At 64.8% G+C, this 19,172-nt stretch carries 17 protein-coding genes; 5 read left to right on the plus strand and 12 right to left on the minus strand.

Going from position 1 to position 19,172, the window contains the following annotated elements; genetic code table 11:
• Positions 1 to 20: 20 nt before the first annotated feature.
• Genes AC25ND_RS08915 through AC25ND_RS08930 form a run of 4 tightly spaced genes read right to left on the minus strand, consistent with a single transcriptional unit; the run spans position 21 to position 3,823 of the window.
• Positions 21 to 668 carry a CpsD/CapB family tyrosine-protein kinase gene (locus AC25ND_RS08915; protein WP_062361793.1) on the minus strand — a complete coding sequence of 216 codons (648 nt, stop codon included), beginning with the start codon at positions 666 to 668 and terminating at the stop codon, positions 21 to 23.
• A gap of 1 nt (position 669) precedes the next feature.
• Entirely contained in the window at positions 670 to 1,416 is a 747-nt protein-coding gene (locus AC25ND_RS08920) for a sugar transferase (protein WP_062361797.1), read from the minus strand.
• Positions 1,413 to 2,477, minus strand: a complete 1,065-nt coding sequence (locus AC25ND_RS08925; RefSeq protein WP_028689478.1) for an NAD-dependent epimerase — start codon at positions 2,475 to 2,477, stop codon at positions 1,413 to 1,415. The genes AC25ND_RS08920 and AC25ND_RS08925 overlap by 4 nt, the downstream gene beginning before the upstream one ends.
• The gene (locus tag AC25ND_RS08930; RefSeq protein WP_062361800.1) at positions 2,474 to 3,823 is read right to left on the minus strand and encodes a UDP-glucose dehydrogenase family protein; all 1,350 of its coding nucleotides are present in this window, start codon (positions 3,821 to 3,823) and stop codon (positions 2,474 to 2,476) included. Before AC25ND_RS08930 ends, AC25ND_RS08925 begins: the two co-directional genes overlap by 4 nt.
• 384 nt (positions 3,824 to 4,207) lie before the next feature.
• Between AC25ND_RS08930 and AC25ND_RS08935 the strand changes: the two genes are divergently transcribed.
• Positions 4,208 to 5,917: a sulfatase-like hydrolase/transferase gene (locus AC25ND_RS08935; RefSeq protein WP_236248660.1), complete on the plus strand. Its 1,710-nt coding sequence runs from the start codon at positions 4,208 to 4,210 to the stop codon at positions 5,915 to 5,917.
• Between the two features lie 2 nt (positions 5,918 to 5,919).
• On the opposite strand, the gene AC25ND_RS08940 is transcribed toward AC25ND_RS08935, so the two are convergent.
• Together AC25ND_RS08940 and AC25ND_RS08945 are read right to left on the minus strand one after the other, a co-directional pair.
• A complete protein-coding gene (locus AC25ND_RS08940; protein ID WP_082750455.1) occupies positions 5,920 to 8,166 on the minus strand; it encodes a TonB-dependent receptor in 2,247 nt (748 codons plus the stop codon).
• Positions 8,167 to 8,273: 107 nt separating this feature from the next.
• Positions 8,274 to 9,218: a LysR substrate-binding domain-containing protein gene (locus AC25ND_RS08945; protein ID WP_028689482.1), complete on the minus strand. Its 945-nt coding sequence runs from the start codon at positions 9,216 to 9,218 to the stop codon at positions 8,274 to 8,276.
• A 146-nt stretch (positions 9,219 to 9,364) separates the two neighbouring features.
• On the opposite strand from AC25ND_RS08945, the gene AC25ND_RS08950 reads away from it, so the two are divergent.
• Positions 9,365 to 10,741 carry an L-serine ammonia-lyase gene (locus tag AC25ND_RS08950; protein ID WP_062361804.1) on the plus strand — a complete coding sequence of 459 codons (1,377 nt, stop codon included), beginning with the start codon at positions 9,365 to 9,367 and terminating at the stop codon, positions 10,739 to 10,741.
• A 117-nt stretch (positions 10,742 to 10,858) separates the two neighbouring features.
• Positions 10,859 to 12,166 (plus strand): serine/threonine transporter, encoded by a 1,308-nt coding sequence (locus AC25ND_RS08955; protein ID WP_062361807.1) that lies wholly within the window; start codon positions 10,859 to 10,861, stop codon positions 12,164 to 12,166.
• 71 nt (positions 12,167 to 12,237) lie between these two features.
• Here the strand turns inward: AC25ND_RS08955 and AC25ND_RS08960 are convergent, their stop codons facing one another.
• The 3 genes from AC25ND_RS08960 to AC25ND_RS08970 form a co-directional block, all read right to left on the minus strand.
• Positions 12,238 to 12,693 carry a DUF1842 domain-containing protein gene (locus AC25ND_RS08960; RefSeq protein ID WP_063630100.1) on the minus strand — a complete coding sequence of 152 codons (456 nt, stop codon included), beginning with the start codon at positions 12,691 to 12,693 and terminating at the stop codon, positions 12,238 to 12,240.
• A 19-nt stretch (positions 12,694 to 12,712) separates the two neighbouring features.
• Entirely contained in the window at positions 12,713 to 13,306 is a 594-nt protein-coding gene (locus AC25ND_RS08965) for a DUF1842 domain-containing protein (RefSeq protein WP_028689485.1), read from the minus strand.
• A 319-nt stretch (positions 13,307 to 13,625) separates the two neighbouring features.
• Positions 13,626 to 14,303 (minus strand): DUF3313 domain-containing protein, encoded by a 678-nt coding sequence (locus tag AC25ND_RS08970; protein ID WP_062361812.1) that lies wholly within the window; start codon positions 14,301 to 14,303, stop codon positions 13,626 to 13,628.
• A gap of 179 nt (positions 14,304 to 14,482) precedes the next feature.
• Between AC25ND_RS08970 and AC25ND_RS08975 the strand changes: the two genes are divergently transcribed.
• Together AC25ND_RS08975 and AC25ND_RS08980 are read left to right on the plus strand one after the other, a co-directional pair.
• Positions 14,483 to 14,866 carry a type II toxin-antitoxin system RelE/ParE family toxin gene (locus AC25ND_RS08975; protein ID WP_062361815.1) on the plus strand — a complete coding sequence of 128 codons (384 nt, stop codon included), beginning with the start codon at positions 14,483 to 14,485 and terminating at the stop codon, positions 14,864 to 14,866.
• A complete protein-coding gene (locus tag AC25ND_RS08980; protein WP_028689488.1) occupies positions 14,847 to 15,152 on the plus strand; it encodes a helix-turn-helix domain-containing protein in 306 nt (101 codons plus the stop codon). The genes AC25ND_RS08975 and AC25ND_RS08980 overlap by 20 nt, the downstream gene beginning before the upstream one ends.
• A gap of 10 nt (positions 15,153 to 15,162) precedes the next feature.
• On the opposite strand, the gene AC25ND_RS08985 is transcribed toward AC25ND_RS08980, so the two are convergent.
• The 3 genes from AC25ND_RS08985 to AC25ND_RS08995 all read right to left on the minus strand — a co-directional run bounded on the left by AC25ND_RS08985 (position 15,163) and on the right by AC25ND_RS08995 (position 19,069).
• Positions 15,163 to 16,458, minus strand: coding sequence for an NAD(P)/FAD-dependent oxidoreductase (locus AC25ND_RS08985; protein WP_062361818.1), 1,296 nt, complete (start codon positions 16,456 to 16,458; stop codon positions 15,163 to 15,165).
• A 13-nt stretch (positions 16,459 to 16,471) separates the two neighbouring features.
• A complete protein-coding gene (locus tag AC25ND_RS08990) occupies positions 16,472 to 17,560 on the minus strand; it encodes a polyamine ABC transporter substrate-binding protein (protein WP_028689490.1) in 1,089 nt (362 codons plus the stop codon).
• Positions 17,561 to 17,710: 150 nt separating this feature from the next.
• Positions 17,711 to 19,069 (minus strand): glutamine synthetase family protein, encoded by a 1,359-nt coding sequence (locus tag AC25ND_RS08995; RefSeq protein ID WP_028689491.1) that lies wholly within the window; start codon positions 19,067 to 19,069, stop codon positions 17,711 to 17,713.
• Between the last annotated feature and the right edge of the window lie 103 nt (positions 19,070 to 19,172).

A 19,172-nucleotide genomic window follows, 5' to 3' on the forward strand; every position in this document is an offset into this window, starting at 1 on the left:
CGTTCATCCTGTGCGGCCTCTCAGAGATTTTCGTACAGCCACTTGGGCATGTAGTACTTGCGTTTGTTGAACACGCTGCCGATCAATCGCGCGCCGGCCTGGGTCAGGCGCTGGCTGGCCGCCTGGGCGACCTCCCAGCGGGTCTCCTCGGCGCATACCACCAGGATCACGCCGTCGACCAGGGTGCCGATCACCAGGCTGTCGGCACTGGCGTAGATGGCTTCGCCGTCGATCACCACGAAGCGGTACTGGTTGCTCAGCTGGTGCAGCAGTACGCGCAACTGCTCGTGGTCGAGGCGGTCGCGGCCGCGTTTCCAGGTGCCCACCGGCAGCACGTCGAACGGCTGGTCGGACAGGCGCACGATGCAGTCCTGGGCCAGCGGCGGGGTGTCCTGGTTGAACAGCAGGTCGCTGTAGCCGCGCAGCTTGCCCAGGCCCAGTTGCTGGCTGAGGCCGCCGGGCCTGAGGCTGGCGTCGATCAGCAGCACGTTGCCCGCGCTCATCAATGCCAGCTGGCTGGCGAAGGCCAGGGCGCTGGTGCTGGTGCCGCTGCCGGTGTTGGCCGCGGTCAGCAGCAGGGTGCGCTGGTCGAGGTCGAGCACGGTGGCGGTCAGGTTGGTCTCGCTTGGGGTAGCGATCGTCAGGCTTCTCGAGGATGAACCGTCCATCTCAGCTTGCTCCGTGGCCAGTGAAGACTTTGAACGGGGTCTTGAGCAGGATCTTCAGGTCCAGCATCAGGCTCTGTTCGTTGATGTAGCTCAGGTCCAGCTCTACGCGTTGGTCGAAGTCGATGTTGCTGCGCCCGGAGATCTGCCACAGGCCGGTCATGCCCGGGTAGATCGACAGCCGCGCCAGGTGGTTGTCGTGGTAGCGGTAGGCGTTGAACGATGTGGGGCGCGGGCCGACCAGGCGCATGTCACCGGTGACCACGTTGATCAGGTTGGGCAGCTCGTCCAGGCTGCTGCGCCGCAGCCAGCCGCCCACCGAGGTGATGCGCGGGTCCTTGTCGATCTTGAAATCGATGGATTCGGCGCCGTGCTTGTTCAGGTGGCGCAGCGAGTCCTTGAGCGCCTCGGCGTTGGCCACCATGGTGCGGAACTTGTACATGCCGAAGGCGCGGCCACGGTAGCCGGTGCGTTTCTGCACGAAGAACACCGGACCCTTGCTGGATAGCTTGATCAGCAGCCCCAGCACCAGGAACACCGGCGACAGCAGCAGCAGCAGGGTCAGCGCGGCCAGGCACGACAGCACGCGGTTGGTGCGCGACAGCGTCCAGGGCCGGCCTCCGGCGCGACCGGTGATCCAGCCACGACCCTGCATGTGGATGGCGGCATCGATACGCTGGCGGTGCGCCGGATCCATGCGTTTGTCCTGGTACAGCGCCTGCAGTTGCGCGCTCTTGGGTTGCCCTGTCATACCGCCCTCCGTTTATCTGGCTGCTCGCCCAGGGGCGCCGCTTCGCTGGCGGCGGGCGAGTGGTAGCTCTTGAACCAGGCGACAAAGCGCCCGAGCCCTTCATCAAGGCCTATCTGTGGGGTGAAACCGGTGACCCTGGCCAGCGCGCTGGCGTCGGCGCAGGTGGCCAGCACATCGCCTGGCTGCAGCGGCAGCAGCTCGATCACCGCGTTGCGCTGCAGGTGTTTTTCCAGCAGGGCCAGGTAGTCGAGCAGCTCCACCGGGCGCTGCCCGCCGATGTTGTACAGGCGCCAGGGCGCGTGGCTGCTGGCCGGGTCCGGGGCGAACGCGTCCCACTGCGGGTCGGCGACCGGGGGCAGGGGGATCAGCCGCACCAGGCTTTCGACGATGTCGTCGATGTAGGTGAAGTCGCGCTGGTGACGGCCATGGTTGAACAGCTGGATCGGCCGGCCTTCGCTGATCGCCTTGGCGAACTGCATCGGCGACATGTCCGGGCGGCCCCAGGGGCCGTACACGGTGAAGAAGCGCAGGCCGCTGCAGGGAATGCCATAAAGGTGGCTGTAGCTGTGGGCCATGGCCTCGTTGGCCTTCTTGGTGGCGGCATACAGCGACAGCGGGTGGTCCACTGGGTCCTCCACCCGATAGGGCGTCTGCTGGTTGGCCCCATAGACCGAGCTGGAGGAGGCGTACAGCAGGTGCTTGACCGGGTGGCGGCGGCAACCTTCGAGAATGTTGAGAAAACCGGCCAGGTTGCTGTCCAGGTAGGCCTGAGGGTTCTGCAGCGAGTAGCGCACGCCGGCCTGGGCCGCCAGGTGCACCACCACCTCCGGGCGCTCGCTGGCGAACAGCCGGGCCATGCCGTCGCGGTCGCCCAGGTCCAGGCAGTGCAGCGGAAAGTCGCCGACAGTCTGCCGTACCCAGTGCACGCGGGCGTGCTTGAGCGCCGGCTCGTAGTAGTCGTTGAAGTTGTCCAGGCCCACCACCTGGTGCCCCTCGAGCAGCAGCTGGCGGCAGGTGTGGGCGCCGATGAAACCGGCCGCGCCGGTCACCAGCACCTTCATGGCGCGTCCGCCTGCGGGGCGATTTGGCGCAGGCCGATGCCGCTGTAGTGCAGGCCGTGGGCGGCGACCTGCTCGGGGTTGTACAGGTTGCGGCCATCGACGATCACCCGCTCGCGCAGCTTGCTGGCCAGCATCGAAAAATCGACCACGCGGAAGTTCTTCCACTCGGTGCAGATCACCAGGGCGTCGGCGTCCTGCAAGGTGTCGTCGCGGGTGGCGCACAGTTGCAGGTCGTCCCGGTATCCGTACAGGCGCCGGCATTCATCCATGGCCTCGGGGTCGTAGGCGCGCACCGTGGCGCCTTCGGCCCACAGGGCTTCCATCAGGTAACGGCTGGGGGCCTCGCGCATGTCGTCGGTGTTGGGCTTGAAGGCCAGGCCCCACAGGGCAATGGATTTACCGGCCAGGCCAGCCAGGCGCTGCTTGAGCTTGGCGAACAGGATGCGCCGCTGTTGATCGTTGACCTCGTGGACGCTTTGCAGCAGACGCAACGGCATGCCGCTGTGGGCAGCGGTGTGTAGCAGGGCCTTGATGTCCTTGGGGAAGCACGAACCGCCGAAACCGCAGCCCGGATAGATGAAGTGGTAGCCGATGCGCGGGTCGGAGCCGATGCCGCGCCGCACCGCCTCGATATCGGCGCCCAGGTGTTCGCTGAGGTTGGCCAGCTCGTTCATGAAGCTGATGCGGGTGGCGAGCATGGCGTTGGCGGCGTACTTGGTCAGCTCGGCGCTACGGTTGTCCATGAACATCAGTTTTTCGTGGTTGCGGCAGAACGGCGCGTACAGTTCCGCCAGCTGGTCATGGGCCACTTCGTCGAGGGTGCCGACGATGATCCGGTCCGGGCGCATGCAGTCTGCCAGGGCGCTGCCTTCCTTGAGGAACTCGGGGTTGGACACCACGCGCGCGTGCAACTGGCTTTTGCCCAGGCGCTGCAGTTCGTCGCGTGCCAGGGCCATGACCTGATCGGCGGTGCCCACCGGCACGGTGGACTTGATGATCAGGGTATGGTCGGTCTCCATCAGCGCGGCGATCTGCCGGGTGACGTTGAGCACGTGGCTGAGGTCGGCCGAGCCGTCCTCGTCGGGCGGCGTGCCGACGGCGATGAAGATCAGCTCGGCGTGGCTGACCGCGTCGCTGGCCTGGGTACTGAACAGCAGGCGGCCTTCCCTGATGTTGTCCTCGAGCAGGTCCGACAGACCCGGCTCGCTGATCGGCGGCACGCCCTGGCGCAACTGGTTGATCTTGTGGGTATCGACATCCACGCACAGGACCCTGTGACCGACGTCCGCCAGGGCTGCTGCCTGTACCAGTCCGACATAACCGGTGCCAAAAACGCTCACGTCCATGCGCGGTGCCTCGTATGGATGAGTAAGGGAGATGAAACAGTGGTGTGAATTGGGTATAGCTCAGCCCGGTGGAATTGCGTCAAAGCAATGGCATGTTTCGTCGAATTTACAGACCCTGGTGAAACGGGCGATCTGCCACCAACCCGTTGCCAATCCGTGTGTTAGCGCGCATAGCTAGTGGCAATTGGCCGTTCGATGAACCGATGAACGGTTCAATGCAGCGGAATAAGCGGGTTTCAGGCGATAGAGAGAATCAACAGCAACTTGCGTTAGGTGCCAGATTCCGGTGTCGGTATGTCGTCGGAATTTTGACTTTTTTGCGTTGTGGTTTGTTTCACAGCTGCTACGGTTTGAGAAGATTTCCATGACTGGAGTGGCCGAAACATGCGCGGATGGATCAAGCTCTTGCTGTTGCTCGTCTATCTGGCCAGCTTTCATGCCTATTACCGCGAACGCATAGAAGCGCTGGGTATTGGCCTGCCCCTTGTGCTGTACCTGGGGGTGTTCGCGCTGTTGGCGCTGGCCCTGCTGCTGACGGCGTTCACCCGCCCCGGCTGGTTGCGCTGGGCGCTGGCGCTGGCGTTTACAATCAGCGCGATCTTTCTCGACGCTTATAACCGCATCACCGACGCCTATCTGACCTATAGCGCATTCGTGTCCATGGTCTATGCCGGCGCTTTCGTCCAGGAGGCCCTGCAGCAATACCACTACGCAATTACCCTGGCCGCGGCGCGAGCGCTGTTGCTGCTGTTTGGCCTTGGCTTGCGTCCGGGGCCGACCCCGTGGTTGCCAAGGTTGTTGCCACCCGTGGCGCCGGTGCTGGGCCTGCTGGTACTGATCGCCATCCTGTTCGTGCGCGCCGGCGAGGGCGCACGGGGTCTGCCGGTGATGTACACGCCGCTGGCCTACCTGAGCCTGTTCGGCTACGAGACCCTGCACGACCATGTCGGGCCGCGCCAGCCAGTGAGTCTGGCCCAGTCGGGGCCGGCGATGGCGCGGGATATCGTGCTGCTGATCGACGAGAGCATCTCGGGTAACTACCTGGACCTGAACACTCCGGCCGGGGTCACCAGCCACCTGGCCCAGGCCCAGCCGGGCGTTTCCATCGTCAACTTCGGCTATGCCGCGTCCATCGCCAACTGCAGCGCCGACACCAACGTCACCCTGCGCTACGGTGGCACCCGCGGTGATTACCTGCGCATCAACTCGACCCAGCCGTCGATCTGGCAGTACGCCAAACGCGCGGGCCTGGGAACGGTGTACATCGATGGCCAGCGCACGGGCGGCAACCTGCAGAACCTGATGACCGAGTCCGAGAAGCGCGATATCGACCAGTTCATCCAGTTTGACGACACCCCCGTGGTGCAACGCGACATGGCGGCGCTGGAGCGGCTGGTGGCGCTGCTCAAGGACGGCAAGCCGCAGCTGATCGTGGTGAACAAGGTCGGCGCCCACTTCCCGGTGCACGACAAGTACCCGGACGACTTCCTCAAGTATCAGCCGGCCTTGCCACGGGGGCGCTACGTCGATATCGCCGACACCGGCACCCGCGATGGCTTCGATGGCCGGGCCCAGGACTGGGTGCTGTACCGCAATGCCTACCAGAACACCGTGTTGTGGAATGTCGGCGAGTTCTTCCGCCGGCTGTTCGCCGAGGGCGACCTCAGCCAGGCCGTGGTGCTCTATACCTCAGATCACGGCCAGGATTTGCATGAGCGCGGCAACCCCGGCCTGAACACCCATTGCGACAGCGATCCGGTACCCGAAGAAGGCCTGGTGCCGTTGGTGGTGATCCAGGGCGAGGGCCTGCGCACGCTGGACTGGCAGGCTCACCTGCCGGCCAACCGCAACGCCTCCAGCCATTACAACCTGTTCCCCACGCTGCTCAAGCTGATGGGCTATGACGGCACGGCCGTGAGCGCGCTCTACGGCCGTTCGCTGGACATGCCGACGGATGACCCGTTTACCTTCAACGTGCGCTTCAATGCGCGGTTGGGGGCCAAGCCGGACTTTCGCCATATCGACCTCGGGCAGGTGGTCACGCCCGCCAGTGTCCTGGCGGGGCAGCCGATGCCGGTGGGCAAGGCTGACTAGGATCAGAAGTCGATGCTGGCGGAGACCTGCACCGTGCGTGGCGCCCCCAGCCCCAGGCTGGTGAGCAGCGGCATGCCCCAGTAGGCCTTGTTGGTCACGTTCTCCACCGTGCCACGGAAGGTCACCGGGTGGTCCGCCACCTGCAACCGGTAGCGGGCACCGACGTCATATATCGTGTAGCCGGGGATCGACTGGCTGTTATCGTCGCTGATGTACTGCTTCGATACGGCGGTGGCATTGGCGGTCAGGGTCAGGCCATCGAGCAGCGGGGTGTCCCATTCCACACCCAGCTTGCCCTGCAGTTTCGGCTGGCCGGTGGCGGTCTTGCCTTCCTCGGCGGGATTCTCGGCCTTGGTCACCTTGGGGTCCAGGCGAGCCACGCCGCCCATCAGGCGGACATCGCTCAGCGGGGTACCGAAGAAGCTCCATTCGAGGCCGCGATTACGTTGTTCGCCACCGAAGGAGAACACTTTGGTCACCGGGTCAGTGAAGCTGCTGGGGCGTTCGATCTGGTAAAGGCTCAGGGTGTGGGCGAAGTCGCCGAGGTCGAGCTTGATGCCGACTTCCCTCTGCTTGGACTTGTAGGGGGCGAACACCTGCCCTGCGTTGGGCGCGGTAATCGGGGCGATGGCACCCTTGCTCAGGCCTTCGATGTAGTTGGCGTACAGCGACACTTCGTCGGTGAGCTTGATCAGCACCGCCGCTGCCGGCGTCGTGGCGCTTTCGTTGTAGCGCGTGGTGTGCGCGCCGGTGCTGACGTTGAAACTGTCGCTCAGCACCTGCTGGCGGCGCACGCCCAGGGTGAATTGCAGGCGCTCGTCGAGGAACGACAGGGTGTCGGCCACTCCGTAGCTGCTCAGGCGCGACTCGGTATGGGCGATGGCCGGGTAGCTCCTGGCGGCCTCCGGTCCCCAGACCGGGTGGTAGATATTGTTGATCCACTCGGCCCCCGGGACGTTGCGCCGGCCATAGTCGCGTTGCTTGTCGGAGTAGTGCGTGGCGTTGAGCGACCACTGATGGCCCACGCCGAAGGTGTCGAAATGGCCGCGCACGCCGGCTTCTCCCGAGGTCTTCTTCAGGTCGATCTTCAACTGGCCCATGTTCGTCTCCATATCCCCGGCGGTGTTGAACACTTCGGCGAGCATGGTGCCGCTGTAGGCATAGTCGGTCTTGCTGGTGCCGGCCGCGGCATAGGCCGTGAGGTTGTCGTTGAGGTCATATTCGCCGCGCACGATCACGCCCTTGTCGCGGGTCTGGACGAAGCCCCAGTCCGGGTTGAGCAGGGTCTCGGACTTAGGCGGCCTGGGCACCGGCACGCCCGCGGCCAGGCCGATGCCGCGGTTCTGGCCCCTGACCCGGTCCTCGCTTTCGTACAGGTCGGCGGACAGGCGCGCCCGCTCGCCGCGCCAGTCGAGGCCCAGGGCATTGAGCTCGGCCTTCATCCGCTGATGGTCGGTTGCTGTATCACCGTCGCGATAGACGCTGTTGAAGCGCACGCCGAACTGCTGCTGCTCACCGAAGCGGCGGCCGACGTCGAGGTGACCGCCGAACTGTGCGTCGGACATGTAGGTGGTGGTGATCCGCGTCAAAGATTCGGCACCCGCGCGCTTGGGCACCAGGTTGATGCTGCCGGCCACCGAGCCGCCCGGCGGCATGCCGTTGAGCAGGGCGGAGGGCCCTTTGAGCACTTCGATGCGCTCGTACATCTCCGGCGAGATCCGGTAGTAGGGCGCCATGCCGTACAGGCCGCCGATGCTCACATCGCTGATGTTGGAGTTGAAGCCACGGATCGAGTAGTTCTCGCTGTAGGTACCCTTCAGGCCGTTGCTGAACACGGCGGGATCGGTCGCGGCAATCACGTCGGTGATGGTCTGCGCCTGGGTGTCCTGAATGTACTGGTCGGTGTAGCTGATGGTGCTGAACGGCGTCTCCATGAAGTCCTTGTTGCCCAGCAGGCCGACCCGTCCGCCCGAGGCCACCTGGCCGCCGGCATAGGCGGGGGGCAATGCGCTCGGGGCGTCGAGGTTGCCCTCGACCCGGGTCTCGGTCAGCTCCAGGCTGCCATTGGTCTGGCCCTGTCGGGTCTTTTCCACTGCCTCGGCCTGCTCCACGGTCTGCGCCGCGGTCACGCCCATGGACACGCCGCCCAAGCCGAGGAGCAAGGCCATGTGCACGGCGGTGAAGGTGCGATTGAGGTCGAAGTGGGGCACAGCCGGCTGCTGCACCGGGCTGACACGCTGTTGCGACATGCTGGAGTCCTTTCGATTCGCAAGTGAGTGAAGGCATTCACTAGGGATTCCGAATCAGAAGGGAAAAACCTCAATGAAAATCATTGGCATTTGTCGCGTGTCGACGATTACCCCGGGAGTGCCAAGGGATGCAGGGCGCGGAATCCCAACGCTTCTTCCACCAACCAGTCATGCACCGCCCGCGCGCCAGGCTGGCTCAGCCCGCCCGGCGGATACAGCAGTACATAGCGCTTGTGGTTGGCGATCGGCACCCCGAACGGCACGATCAGCGCGCCGCGCTCCAGCTCGTCGTTGAGCAGGGTGCGTCGGGCGATGGCCACGCCGACACCGGCAATGGCCGCTTCGATGGTCAGGTGGTTGCGGTTGAAGGTGTGCCCACGACGCACATCCAGCCCGCCAGCGCCGATACCGTCAAGGTAGAACTCCCATTCGGCGTACTCCGAGCTGCCACGCCAGGCGGTGATGTCGTGCAGCAGCGGGTAGTGAGCCAGGTCCGCCGGCCCGTGCAGGGGCGGGCGGCCGCGCAGCAGGGCAGGCGAGCAGACCGGAAAGATCTGCTCGTCCAGCAGCGGGGTGGAGAGCATGCCCGGGTAGCTGCCGTCGTTGAGGTCGATGGCCAGGTCGAAGTCTTCCGGGTGCAACGCCTGGTTGCTGTCCTCGGCCACCAGGCGCAGTTCGATATCCGGGTAGCGCTGCTGGAAGCGCGGCAGGCGCGGTGTCAGCCACTTGGCCAGGAACGACGGGATCGAGCGCAGGCGCAGGGTGCCGCGGATTTCGCCGGCATCCAGGCGCAGCAGCTCGGCCTCGATGCTGCCGTAGGCCTCGGCCACGGTCTGCGCCAGGCGCTGGCCTTCGGCCGACAGCTCGACGCCGCGGGCGCGGCGCAGGAACAGGCGAAAGCCCAGGCGCTCCTCGAGCTGGCGCATCTGCTGGCTGACCGCGCCGGGGGTGATGTGCAGCTCCTCGGCGCAGCGGGTGAACGACAGGTGCCGCGCCGCACAGGAGAACACGTGCAGCCAGACGAACACCTGGCCGTTGAGCGGGCCTTTCATTGTTTAGTCCTGCTAAAGGCTTATGTAGGAAGTTTCGTTGGTCAAGCTGGCCTGAGCGCGGCAGTATCGCGCAACTTGGCAATACCGCTCAAATTTTCCAGAGAGCCGTGGCACATCGTAAACGGTTGTCACGGCCAGGCATTAGCATGGCTATCAGTGTTTTCGACCTTTTCAAGATTGGCATCGGCCCATCCAGCTCCCACACCGTCGGCCCCATGCGCGCGGCGGCGACCTTCGCCCAGGCCTTGCGTGAGCGCGGCCTGCTGGCCCAGGTGCGGCGGGTCGAGGTGCGTCTCTACGGCTCGCTGTCGGCCACCGGTGTTGGTCACGCCACGGACCGTGCCTGCCTGCTGGGGTTGATGGGCCAGTGGCCGGACCGCATCGACCCGCACAGTATCGAGCCACGCATCGACCAACTGATGCAGGAGCAGTGCCTGATGCTCGATGGCAGCCAGCCGATCGAGTTCCAGTACAGCCGTGACATGCGCCTGCTCGACGAGAGCCTGGCCTATCACCCCAACGCGATGACCCTGGAGAGCTTCGACGGGCAGGGCAGCCAGTTCAGCCAGACCTACTTTTCCGTGGGTGGCGGCTTCATTGTCGAGGCAAGCGAGATCGACGCCCCGCAGGACGGTGCCAGCCAGGTCGCCTTGCCTTACGAATTCTCCAGCGGCGCCGAGTTGCTGGCCCTGTGCAAGGCCCACAACCTGAGTGTCAGCCAGTTGATGCTGGCCAACGAATGCGCCTGGCGTCCGCAAAGCGAGGTGCGCGAAGGCCTGCTGAAGATCTGGGCGGCCATGGGCGAGTGCGTCGACAACGGTCTGCGCAACGAAGGCATCCTCCCGGGCGGGCTGAAGGTCAAGCGCCGGGCGGCGCGCCTGCACCGCAGCTTGCAGGAGGTCGGCAAGCCCAACGTGATCGGTTCGACCCTCAGCGCCATGGAGTGGGTCAACCTGTTCGCCCTGGCGGTCAACGAAGAGAACGCCGCCGGCGGGCGCATGGTCACCGCGCCCACCAACGGCGCGGCCGGGATCATTCCGGCGGTGCTGCACTACTACATGAAGTTCAATCCCGGCGCCTGTGACGACGACGTGGTGGCGTTCCTGCTGGCCGCCGCCGCGGTGGGCATCCTGTGCAAGAAGAACGCCTCGATTTCCGGTGCCGAAGTGGGCTGCCAGGGCGAGGTGGGCTCGGCCTGTTCGATGGCCGCCGCAGGCCTGGCCGAGGTACTTGGTGCCACGCCGCCGCAGCTGGAGAACGCGGCCGAGATCGCCCTTGAACACAACCTCGGACTGACCTGCGACCCGGTTGGCGGGCTGGTGCAGATCCCCTGCATCGAGCGCAACGCGATCGCCGCGGTGAAGGCAATCAACGCCGTGCAGATGGCCCTGCGCGGTGACGGCGAGCATTTCATCTCCCTCGATCGGGTGATTCGCACCATGCGTGACACTGGCGCGGACATGCACGCCAACTACAAGGAAACCTCCCGCGGCGGCCTGGCCGTCGCGTTCGTCGAGTGCTGACACACAAGCGCTTTCCTGGGCGGGACGGCTTCGTGAGAGCGGGCTGTTCCCACAATCCTGATTGAACCTGCAACACCCGCTGTACCTGCGACAAAAACAACTACAAGGCGATACCCAATGACTGATGTACAAAGCACCGCGAGCGTTCGTGCGGATTCGGCTGCCCTGGCTTCGACCAGCGGCTCGACCACCTGGAACCGCCACGACACCACCTGGACCCTGGGCCTGTATGGCACGGCGATCGGCGCCGGCACCCTGTTCCTGCCGATCAATGCCGGGGTCGGCGGTTTCTGGCCGCTGCTGATCCTGGCGCTGCTGGCGTTCCCCATGACCTTCTTCGCCCACCGGGCGCTGACCCGCTTCGTGCTGTCCGGGCGCAAGGGCGGCAACGAGGACATCACCGAGGTGGTGGAGGAGCACTTCGGCGTCGGTGCCGGCAAGCTCATCACCTTGCTGTACTTCTTCGCGATCTTCCCGATTCTGCTGGTCTACAGCGTGGCGCTGACCAACACCCTGACCAGCTTCTTCGAACACCAGCTGCACATCGGCGCGCCGCCACGGGCGCTGCTGGCCTTGCTGCTGATCTGCGGGTTGATGATCGTGGTGCGCTGCGGCCAGCAGATCATCGTCAAGGCCATGAGCCTGCTGGTGTATCCCTTCGTCGCCTCGTTGCTGTTGCTGGCCCTGAGCCTGACTCCCAACTGGAACGGCGCATTCTTCGCCCAGGCCAACGAAGGCATCAGCGCCTCCAAGCTACTGCTGACCCTGTGGCTGGCGATCCCGGTGATGGTGTTCTCGTTCAACCACTCGCCGATCATCTCGGCGTTCGCCGTCGACCAGAAGCACCGTTATGGTGTTGACGCCGACCGCAAGAGCGGCCGCACCCTGGCCACCGCTCACGTGATGATGGTGCTGACGGTGATGTTCTTCTGCTTCAGCTGCGTGCTGGCGCTGAGCCCGGGCGACCTGGCCGCGGCCAAGGCGCAGAACATTTCGATCCTGTCGTACCTGGCCAACCACTTCCAGACCCCGGTGATTGCCTTCGTCGCGCCGCTGATCGCGCTGGTGGCGATCACCAAGTCGTTCCTAGGCCACTACATCGGCGCCAGCGAGGGCTTCCAGGGCATGATCGTCAAGAGCCTGCGCGGACGCGGCAAGACCTGGCCGGCCAAGCGTCTGGAGCGCGTCACGGCGTTGTTCATGCTGCTGACCTGCTGGGCGGTGGCGACCCTGAACCCGAGCATCCTCGGGCTGATCGAGAGCCTGGGTGGGCCGGTGATCGCCTGCTTGCTGTTCCTGATGCCGATGTATGCGGTGCAGAAGATACCGGCGTTGCGCCAGTACTCGGGCAAGCTGTCGAATGTGTTCGTGGTCGTGATCGGGCTGATCACGCTGTCGGCGATCGTCTACAGCTTCATGGCCTGACCGATGATCGCGGGGCCAGCCCGCTCCCACGCATTCAGGTGGGAGCGGGCTGGCCCCGCGATCCGTTCAGGTCAGACGCTTTCCAGGTGCTTGATCGCAGCCTTCAGGCGCTCCGCGGGTTGCGGCTGGTCCTGGTGGGTGATGTCCGGCGCCTTGCGCACGCGACCATGCTGGTCGACCCAGTGGCCGTTGATGAAGTAACGGTAGCTGGCGGTGCCGGCGTTCCAGCCCTGGTCAAGCAGGCCCTGCAGATGGAAGGTCTGGGCGATCTGGCTGAGCGGGCCGCTTGGGCTGCCATCCAGGTGCAGGACGATCGACGGGCTACCAGCGGGCGCGAACGGCAGCTCGCTGTAGCCGCCCCACACCTTGGCCTGAAACACCTGGACCGGGTGCGTGGTCTGGATGATGGAGGCCCTGCCGGTGACCTTCTTCTGCACGGTATTCACCAGCAGGTCGAGGGTCAGGATAGGGGCGCCGAGCAGCCCGTTGCTGACATTCAGGCGGGTATGAAAAAGTCCGAAGGACATGCTGATTCTCCTTGTCTGCTCAGGCTTTCTTGGCGGCCTTGGTGGCCGGGCTCTTGGTCGAGGCGAGGGCTTGGTCCAGGGCTTTGCCCACGGCGCCGCTGGCCAGTTGCTTGAGTTGCGCGACGTCACCGGTGGCGATCACTGCCTCCAGGGTGGCGTTGTGCAGTTCGGTCGTGAGGTCGACGTTCGCCAGTGTCTGGATGCGTTTGAGTTCAAGCACGACGGGTACGTTGTCCACTTCGATCCAACGCTGGCCGTTGTAGTAACGGTAGCTGGCCGTGCCTTTCTGCCAGTCCAGGTCGAGCAATGCGCGCAGTTCGAACTGCTCCGGCGAATTGGCGTGCGGGCCGCCCTGGTTGCCACGCACCGTCAGCAGGATCTTGCCTTCGCTGGGCGGTTGCACGGTGAGGTAGCTGTAGGTGCCCCAGGCATCCAGCGCCAGCTCCAGCGGTGGGTTGGTGGTCTGGGTGATCAGCGCGTGGCCGTTGACGCTGCGATCTGGCGTGTAGACCAACAGGTCGAGCTGCAGGCGCGGGGCGCCAGGAGCATTGGTTCCAATGAGGTAGGACACCGGGAACAGGCCTTCCGACGGTGCGGTCAGCGATACAGACATGATTGCCTCCGTTGCATTCAATGAATGAAATACCGTAACCAACGCTTGCGCAGGCGGGCGGAGGAAAAGGGGAGAGGCAGGTAGACGGGCGGATGTACTGGCGTGCCCGGTGCGAGCGGCTGTTGGCAGCCGGCTTGTGCAGCCATCCCTGAAGTGCGGTGCCGCCTGCCTGGCAGCCCGCTTGAGTTAAGCAGGCAAAAGATGCCGTGATGGCCTTTTTGCATTATGTCCGACGAGTGGTGACATCCAGGTCTGCAAGCCGGCTCCCGCCCCGTGAGAACCGGCTTGTCCCGCGATGAGCTCTACAGGGCGGACCGCCTCACTTCGACTTCTGCTGCAACGCCACGAAGCTGCGGCGCATGTCGCTGGCCCAGCCATCAAGCACCGGCTTGACGTCGTTCAGGGTCAGTTGCGTGGTGTCGTTCTCCAGCGCCTTGCCGCTGCCCTTGCGCACCACCTGGGCCAGCACGTTCTGGCTGCCGCCATCGAGGAAAGCGGCCTCCACGGCGATGTCCACGGCCTGGTCGCGACCGCCGGCGGCGGTGTTGACCGCCGCGGCCACCAGGGCGATCGGGATCACCTCGTAGGGCTTGAGGCCTTCGGTGCTGGTGGATACCGCGGTGATCGCCGGGCGCACCACGATGGTGTTCGGGCCAGGCTCCTTGACCAGGGTGAGCACGCTGCCCAGTTCGCGGCGCATGGCTTCGTTGAAGTAGCGGGTGATCGCCTGCAGGGTCTGCGCCGAGATCACATTGGTCGGCTGTGGCTTGGGATAGAACTGGCTCGGCTCGATGAACACCTGGGTGTACTGGTTGGCCTTCACGTCCGGGTCGATCCAGCGCATCACCGGCGCGCCGGAGACGCTCTCGGCGGGCTTCAGGCGACTGTAGTCCTTCAGGAAACCGGAATAGTCCTTGGGATCGACACGGTTGCTGGAGCAGGCAACCAAGGCCAGCAGAGCAGCGCACAGCAGGGTGGTGCGAGGCAGGTGCTTCATGATGACGAGGTCCATGAGGGAAGTGGCCAGAACAACGCTAGCAGGTGGTTGGCCGAAGGCCAGCGGTCAGGTGTTGACGGTTGCCGTTTCCTACGGCGCTGTCTGAGTGCGCCGACTATCCATTGGTCTTTGAAGCTGGAAAAGTATGCCCTTTACGGGTATGTTTAGGAGTGCCGGCCATGGATGTCTGCGAGCGAAGGGAGTTTGCCCGCTGGCAACTCAAGGAGTGCGTACCAGACCACCTGCTCTGCCGCGCTGTTCTGGAAATGCAGAGTGGGCTGGTTGACGCGAGCCTTGGTGGCTTGCTGTTCAAGAAACGTGTTGCGGGCCTGTGCAGCGGCAAGCGGGGAGGCTACCGAACACTGCTGTCGGCTCGCATCGGCAGTCGCTACGTGTTCCTTCATGGGTTCGCCAAGAGCGACATGGCCAATGTCACGCCGGCCGAGCAGAAAGCGCTTCAGTTCGCCGGCAGGGTCTTTCTGAAATTGTCACCCCACGCCCTGGCCACGGCATTGGGTTGTGGCGTATTGATGGAGGTCCACTGTGACCAGCAAGCTCATTGAATCACTACGCGTCGACCTCTCGGACCTCGAGCAGGCAGGTGCCGTCGGCAAGGTCACGTTGCGCGACTTCGAGGCGATCTGTCCGGCCCCGGTGCGGGCATTCAGCGCCCAGGACATCCGCCACCTGCGCGAAGCGCTGAACTTCAGCCAACCGGTGTTCGCCCTCCACCTGCACACCAGCGCATCGACGGTACGCAAGTGGGAGCAGGGCGAAACACGCCCGGCAGGGCCCGCCTTGAAGCTACTGAACATCATTGCCGACAAGGGGCTGCAGGCCATCCTCTGAAGCAGGGTTGTCAGCCCAGCGCCTCGCGCAACCGGTACCACAGCATGCCCAGCGCCAGCAGCGGCGAGCGCAGTGCCTTGCCGCCGGGGAAGGTCAGGTGCGGCACCGCGCTGAACACGTCGAACCCCTGGCTGTGCTCGGTGGCGATGGCCTCGGCGAGCAGCTTCGCGGTCCAGTGGGTGACGTTCAGGCCATGCCCGGAATAGCCCTGGGCATAGAACACGTTGGGGTGCTGGCCGAGGCGGCCGACCTGGGGGAAACGGTTGGCGGTGATGCCGATCATGCCGCCCCACTGGTAGTCCAGGCGCACCTCGGCCAGTTGCGGGAACACCTTGAGCACCTTGGGCCGCATGTAGGCGCCGATGTCCTTGGGGTCGCGCCCGGAATAGTGGCAGGCGCCGCCGAACAGCAGGCGGCGGTCGGCGGTCAGGCGGTAGTAGTCCAGCCCCACCTTCTGGTCGCACAGCGCCATGTTCCTTGGGATCAGCGTACGCGCCAGGGACTCGGGCAAGGGCTCGGTGGCCACCACGTAGCTGCCGGCCGGCAGCACCTTGCCGCACAGGCGTGGTTCCAGTTCGTCGAGATGAGCGTTGCAACCCAGGATCAGGCTCTGGGCGCGCACCTTGCCCCGGGCAGTGTGCAGCGTCACCGTTCGGCCATGCTCGATGCGCAGCACCGGGCTTTGCTCGAAGATCCGTACGCCAAGGCCGAGGGCGGCGCGGGCCTCGCCCTGGACCAGGTCGAGCGGGTGCAGGTGGCCCGAGCCCATGTCCACCAGGCCGCCGGCGTACAGGTCGCTGGCGACGATCTCGTGCATGCGATCGGGGTTGACCAGGCGGGTTTCGTGGCGATAACCCAGTTCGGCCAGGTCGCGCTGCTCGTCTTCGAAGGCGGCGAACTGGGCGGGGGTGTTGGCCAGCTCGCAGAAGCCCCAGCGCAGGTCGCATTCGATACCGTACTGCTCGATGCGATTGGCCACCAGGGCCACCGAATCGATGCCGGCCTGCTTGAGGTAGCGCACGCCGTCCTGGCCGACGTGGCGGGCGAAACCGGAGACGTCATGGCCGATGCCGCGGATCAGTTGGCCGCCGTTGCGCCCGCTGGCGCCCCAGCCGATGCGGCGCGCTTCCAGCAGGATCACCGAGAGGCCGCGCTCGGCCAGTTCCAGGGCGGCGTTGACCCCAGTCAGGCCACCGCCGACCACGCAGACATCGGCCTGCAGGTCCTGGTCGAGCGCAGGGTAGGTGGCCGTCTGGCGCGCCGAGGCGGCGTAATAGGAGGCGGTGTGTTCGTTCATCTGTGGCATGGGTGGGCTCGGCTCAGCGATTGGACTTGATCTTGCTCCAGGAGCGGGTCATCTGCCGCAGGATCGCGGGGCTCTGCATGGTCGAAACATACAGGTTGTCCAGCACGTCCTGGGGCGGATAGATCTCGGGGTTGTTCACCAGCGCCGGGTCCATGTCGGCCTTGGCATCCGGGTTGGCGTTGGCATAGCCGACCGTGGCGCTGACCTTGGCGATCACCTTGGGGTCGAGCAGGTAGTTGATGAAGGCCAGGGCCTGCTCGGGGTTCTTGGCGTCCTTGGGGATGGCCAGCAGGTCGAACCACAGGTTGCTGCCTTCCTTGGGAATGCTGTAGGCGACCTTGACACCATTGCCAGCCTCCTCGGCGCGGTGGGCGGCCTGCAGCACGTCGCCGGAATAGCCGAAGGCGATGCAGACATCACCATTGGCCAGGTCCGAGACGTACTTGGAGGAGTGGAAGTAGGTGATATAGGGGCGCAGCTCCAGCAGGCGGGCCTCGGCCTTGCGGTAGTCGTCGGCCTTCTCGCTGCGCGGGTTCATGCCCAGGTAGTTGAGGATGGCCGGGAACAGTTCGTCCGGCGAGTCCATGAACGCCACGCCGCACTGCTTGAGCTTTTTCAGGTTCTCGGCTTCGAACAGCACCGCCCAGGAATCGATCTTGTCGATGCCCAGCACCGCCTTGACCTTGTCGACGTTATAGCCGATGCCATTGGTGCCCCAGAGGTACGGTACGGCGTACTGGTTGCCCGGGTCGTTCTGCTCCAGCTGCTTGAGCAGCTGCGGGTCCAGGTGCTGCCAGTTCGGCAGCTTGCTGCGATCCAGCGGCAGGAACGCGCCGGCCTGGGCCTGGCGCGCAAGGAAATGGTTGGAGGGCACGACCACGTCGTAGCCGGTGCGCCCGGCCAGCAGCTTGCCCTCCAGGGTTTCGTTGGAATCGAACACGTCATAGACCACCTTGATCCCGCTGCTGGCCTGGAAGTCGGCCAGGGTGGTGTCACCGATGTAGTCGGTCCAGTTGTACACGCTCACCGTCGGCTGGGCCTGGACGGCGGCGCCGAACAGCAGGGCGAAGGTTGCGGGGATCAAAGCTTGCGGATAACGCATGTCGACACCTCGTTGGTCTTGTTCTTCGAATTCGGTGGTGTAGGGGCTGGTTTGCAGCCCATCGCCGGCAAGCCGGTTCCCACAGCAATGGTGTTGCTGGTGTGGGAGCGGGCTTGTCAGTGAAGGGGGGCACGGTACCCCCAAGGCGGATCACACGCTGAGCAGCAGGAACTCCCGCTCCCACGAGCTGATGACGCGCTTGAAGTTCTCATGCTCGGCACGCTTGACCGCAACATAGCCCTGGACGAACTGCTGCCCCAGGTACTGCTGGACCTTTTCGCAGTCTTCCATGTGCTGCAGCGCATCTTCGATGGTGATCGGCAGGCGCAGATTGCGTCGCTCGTAGGCGCGGCCCTGCACCGGGGCGCTGGGCTCGAGTTTTTCGACCATGCCGATATAGCCGCACAACAGGCTCGCGGCGATGGCCAGGTAGGGGTTGGCGTCGGCGCCCGGCAGGCGGTTCTCCACGCGCATCGCTTCGGGGCTGGAGGTCGGCACGCGCAGCCCGGCGGTGCGGTTTTCCTCGCCCCACTCGACGTTCACCGGCGCCGAGGTGTCGGGCAGGAAACGACGGAACGAGTTGACGTTCGGCGCGAACATCGGCAGCAGCTTGGGAATGTATTTTTGCAGGCCGCCGATATGGTGCAGGAACAGCTCGCTCATGCTGCCGTCGTCATTGGCGAAGATCGGCTTGCCGGTGGCGATGTCGACCACGCTCTGGTGCAGGTGCATGGCGCTGCCCGGCTCGTCGGTGATCGGCTTGGCCATGAAGGTGGCGGTGACGTTGTGCTTGAGCGCCGCCTCGCGCATCGTGCGTTTGAACACGGTGATCTGGTCGGCCAGGTCCAGGGCGTCGCCGTGTCGGAAGTTGATCTCCATTTGCGCCGGGCCGTCCTCGTGGATCAGCGTGTCCAGGTCCAGGCCCTGGATTTCGCACCAGTCGTAGACGTCCTCGAACAACGGGTCGAATTCGTTGGCGGCATCGATGGAGAATGACTGGCGGCCACTCTCGGCGCGACCCGAGCGGCCCAGCGGCACCTGCAAAGGCAAGTCCGGGTCTTCGCAGCGCTGGGTCAGGTAGAACTCCATCTCCGGCGCGACGATCGGTTGCCAGCCCTTGTCGGCATACAGCTTGAGGACCTTCTTCAGCACGTTGCGCGGCGACAGCTCGATGGGGTTGCCCTGCTTGTCGAAGGTGTCGTGGATGACGATCGCGGTCGGTTCGATGGCCCACGGGATCTGGTACACCGCCGTGGGATCGGGGCGGCAGACCATGTCGATGTCGGCGGCGTCGAGCAGGCTGTAATAGATGTCGTCGTCGACGTAGTCGCCGGTGACGGTCTGCAGCAGCACGCTCTCCGGCAGGCGCATGCCGCGCTCGTGGAGGAACTTGGCGGTCGGGGCGATCTTGCCGCGGGCGATGCCGGTCAGGTCGCTGATCACGCATTCGACTTCGGTGATCCGGTGTTCTTTCAGCCAGGTGGACAGCTGATCGAAGGGGGCGTTCATACAAACCTCTTGGTTGGGTAGTTGTGGTGGGATGCAAGGCGTTCATCGCCGCAGGGCACTTCCCACAGGTGACGCTGAGGTCTATCTTGGTCGCAGCCTCCGC

The sequence above is a fragment of the Pseudomonas sp. P110(2024) genome (genome assembly GCF_057480795.1).

What these genes read in the sequence shown, in the direction of transcription:
- AC25ND_RS08915 (WP_062361793.1), bottom strand. Translation starts at nt 668, where the DNA reads ATGGACGGTTCATCCTCGAGAAGCCTGACGATCGCTACCCCAAGCGAG.
- AC25ND_RS08920 (WP_062361797.1), bottom strand. Translation starts at nt 1,416, where the DNA reads ATGACAGGGCAACCCAAGAGCGCGCAACTGCAGGCGCTGTACCAGGAC.
- AC25ND_RS08925 (WP_028689478.1), bottom strand. Translation starts at nt 2,477, where the DNA reads ATGAAGGTGCTGGTGACCGGCGCGGCCGGTTTCATCGGCGCCCACACC.
- AC25ND_RS08930 (WP_062361800.1), bottom strand. Translation starts at nt 3,823, where the DNA reads ATGGACGTGAGCGTTTTTGGCACCGGTTATGTCGGACTGGTACAGGCA.
- AC25ND_RS08935 (WP_236248660.1), top strand. Translation starts at nt 4,208, where the DNA reads ATGCGCGGATGGATCAAGCTCTTGCTGTTGCTCGTCTATCTGGCCAGC.
- AC25ND_RS08940 (WP_082750455.1), bottom strand. Translation starts at nt 8,166, where the DNA reads ATGTCGCAACAGCGTGTCAGCCCGGTGCAGCAGCCGGCTGTGCCCCAC.
- AC25ND_RS08945 (WP_028689482.1), bottom strand. Translation starts at nt 9,218, where the DNA reads ATGAAAGGCCCGCTCAACGGCCAGGTGTTCGTCTGGCTGCACGTGTTC.
- AC25ND_RS08950 (WP_062361804.1), top strand. Translation starts at nt 9,365, where the DNA reads ATGGCTATCAGTGTTTTCGACCTTTTCAAGATTGGCATCGGCCCATCC.
- AC25ND_RS08955 (WP_062361807.1), top strand. Translation starts at nt 10,859, where the DNA reads ATGACTGATGTACAAAGCACCGCGAGCGTTCGTGCGGATTCGGCTGCC.
- AC25ND_RS08960 (WP_063630100.1), bottom strand. Translation starts at nt 12,693, where the DNA reads ATGTCCTTCGGACTTTTTCATACCCGCCTGAATGTCAGCAACGGGCTG.
- AC25ND_RS08965 (WP_028689485.1), bottom strand. Translation starts at nt 13,306, where the DNA reads ATGTCTGTATCGCTGACCGCACCGTCGGAAGGCCTGTTCCCGGTGTCC.
- AC25ND_RS08970 (WP_062361812.1), bottom strand. Translation starts at nt 14,303, where the DNA reads ATGAAGCACCTGCCTCGCACCACCCTGCTGTGCGCTGCTCTGCTGGCC.
- AC25ND_RS08975 (WP_062361815.1), top strand. Translation starts at nt 14,483, where the DNA reads ATGGATGTCTGCGAGCGAAGGGAGTTTGCCCGCTGGCAACTCAAGGAG.
- AC25ND_RS08985 (WP_062361818.1), bottom strand. Translation starts at nt 16,458, where the DNA reads ATGCCACAGATGAACGAACACACCGCCTCCTATTACGCCGCCTCGGCG.
- AC25ND_RS08990 (WP_028689490.1), bottom strand. Translation starts at nt 17,560, where the DNA reads ATGCGTTATCCGCAAGCTTTGATCCCCGCAACCTTCGCCCTGCTGTTC.
- AC25ND_RS08995 (WP_028689491.1), bottom strand. Translation starts at nt 19,069, where the DNA reads ATGAACGCCCCCTTCGATCAGCTGTCCACCTGGCTGAAAGAACACCGG.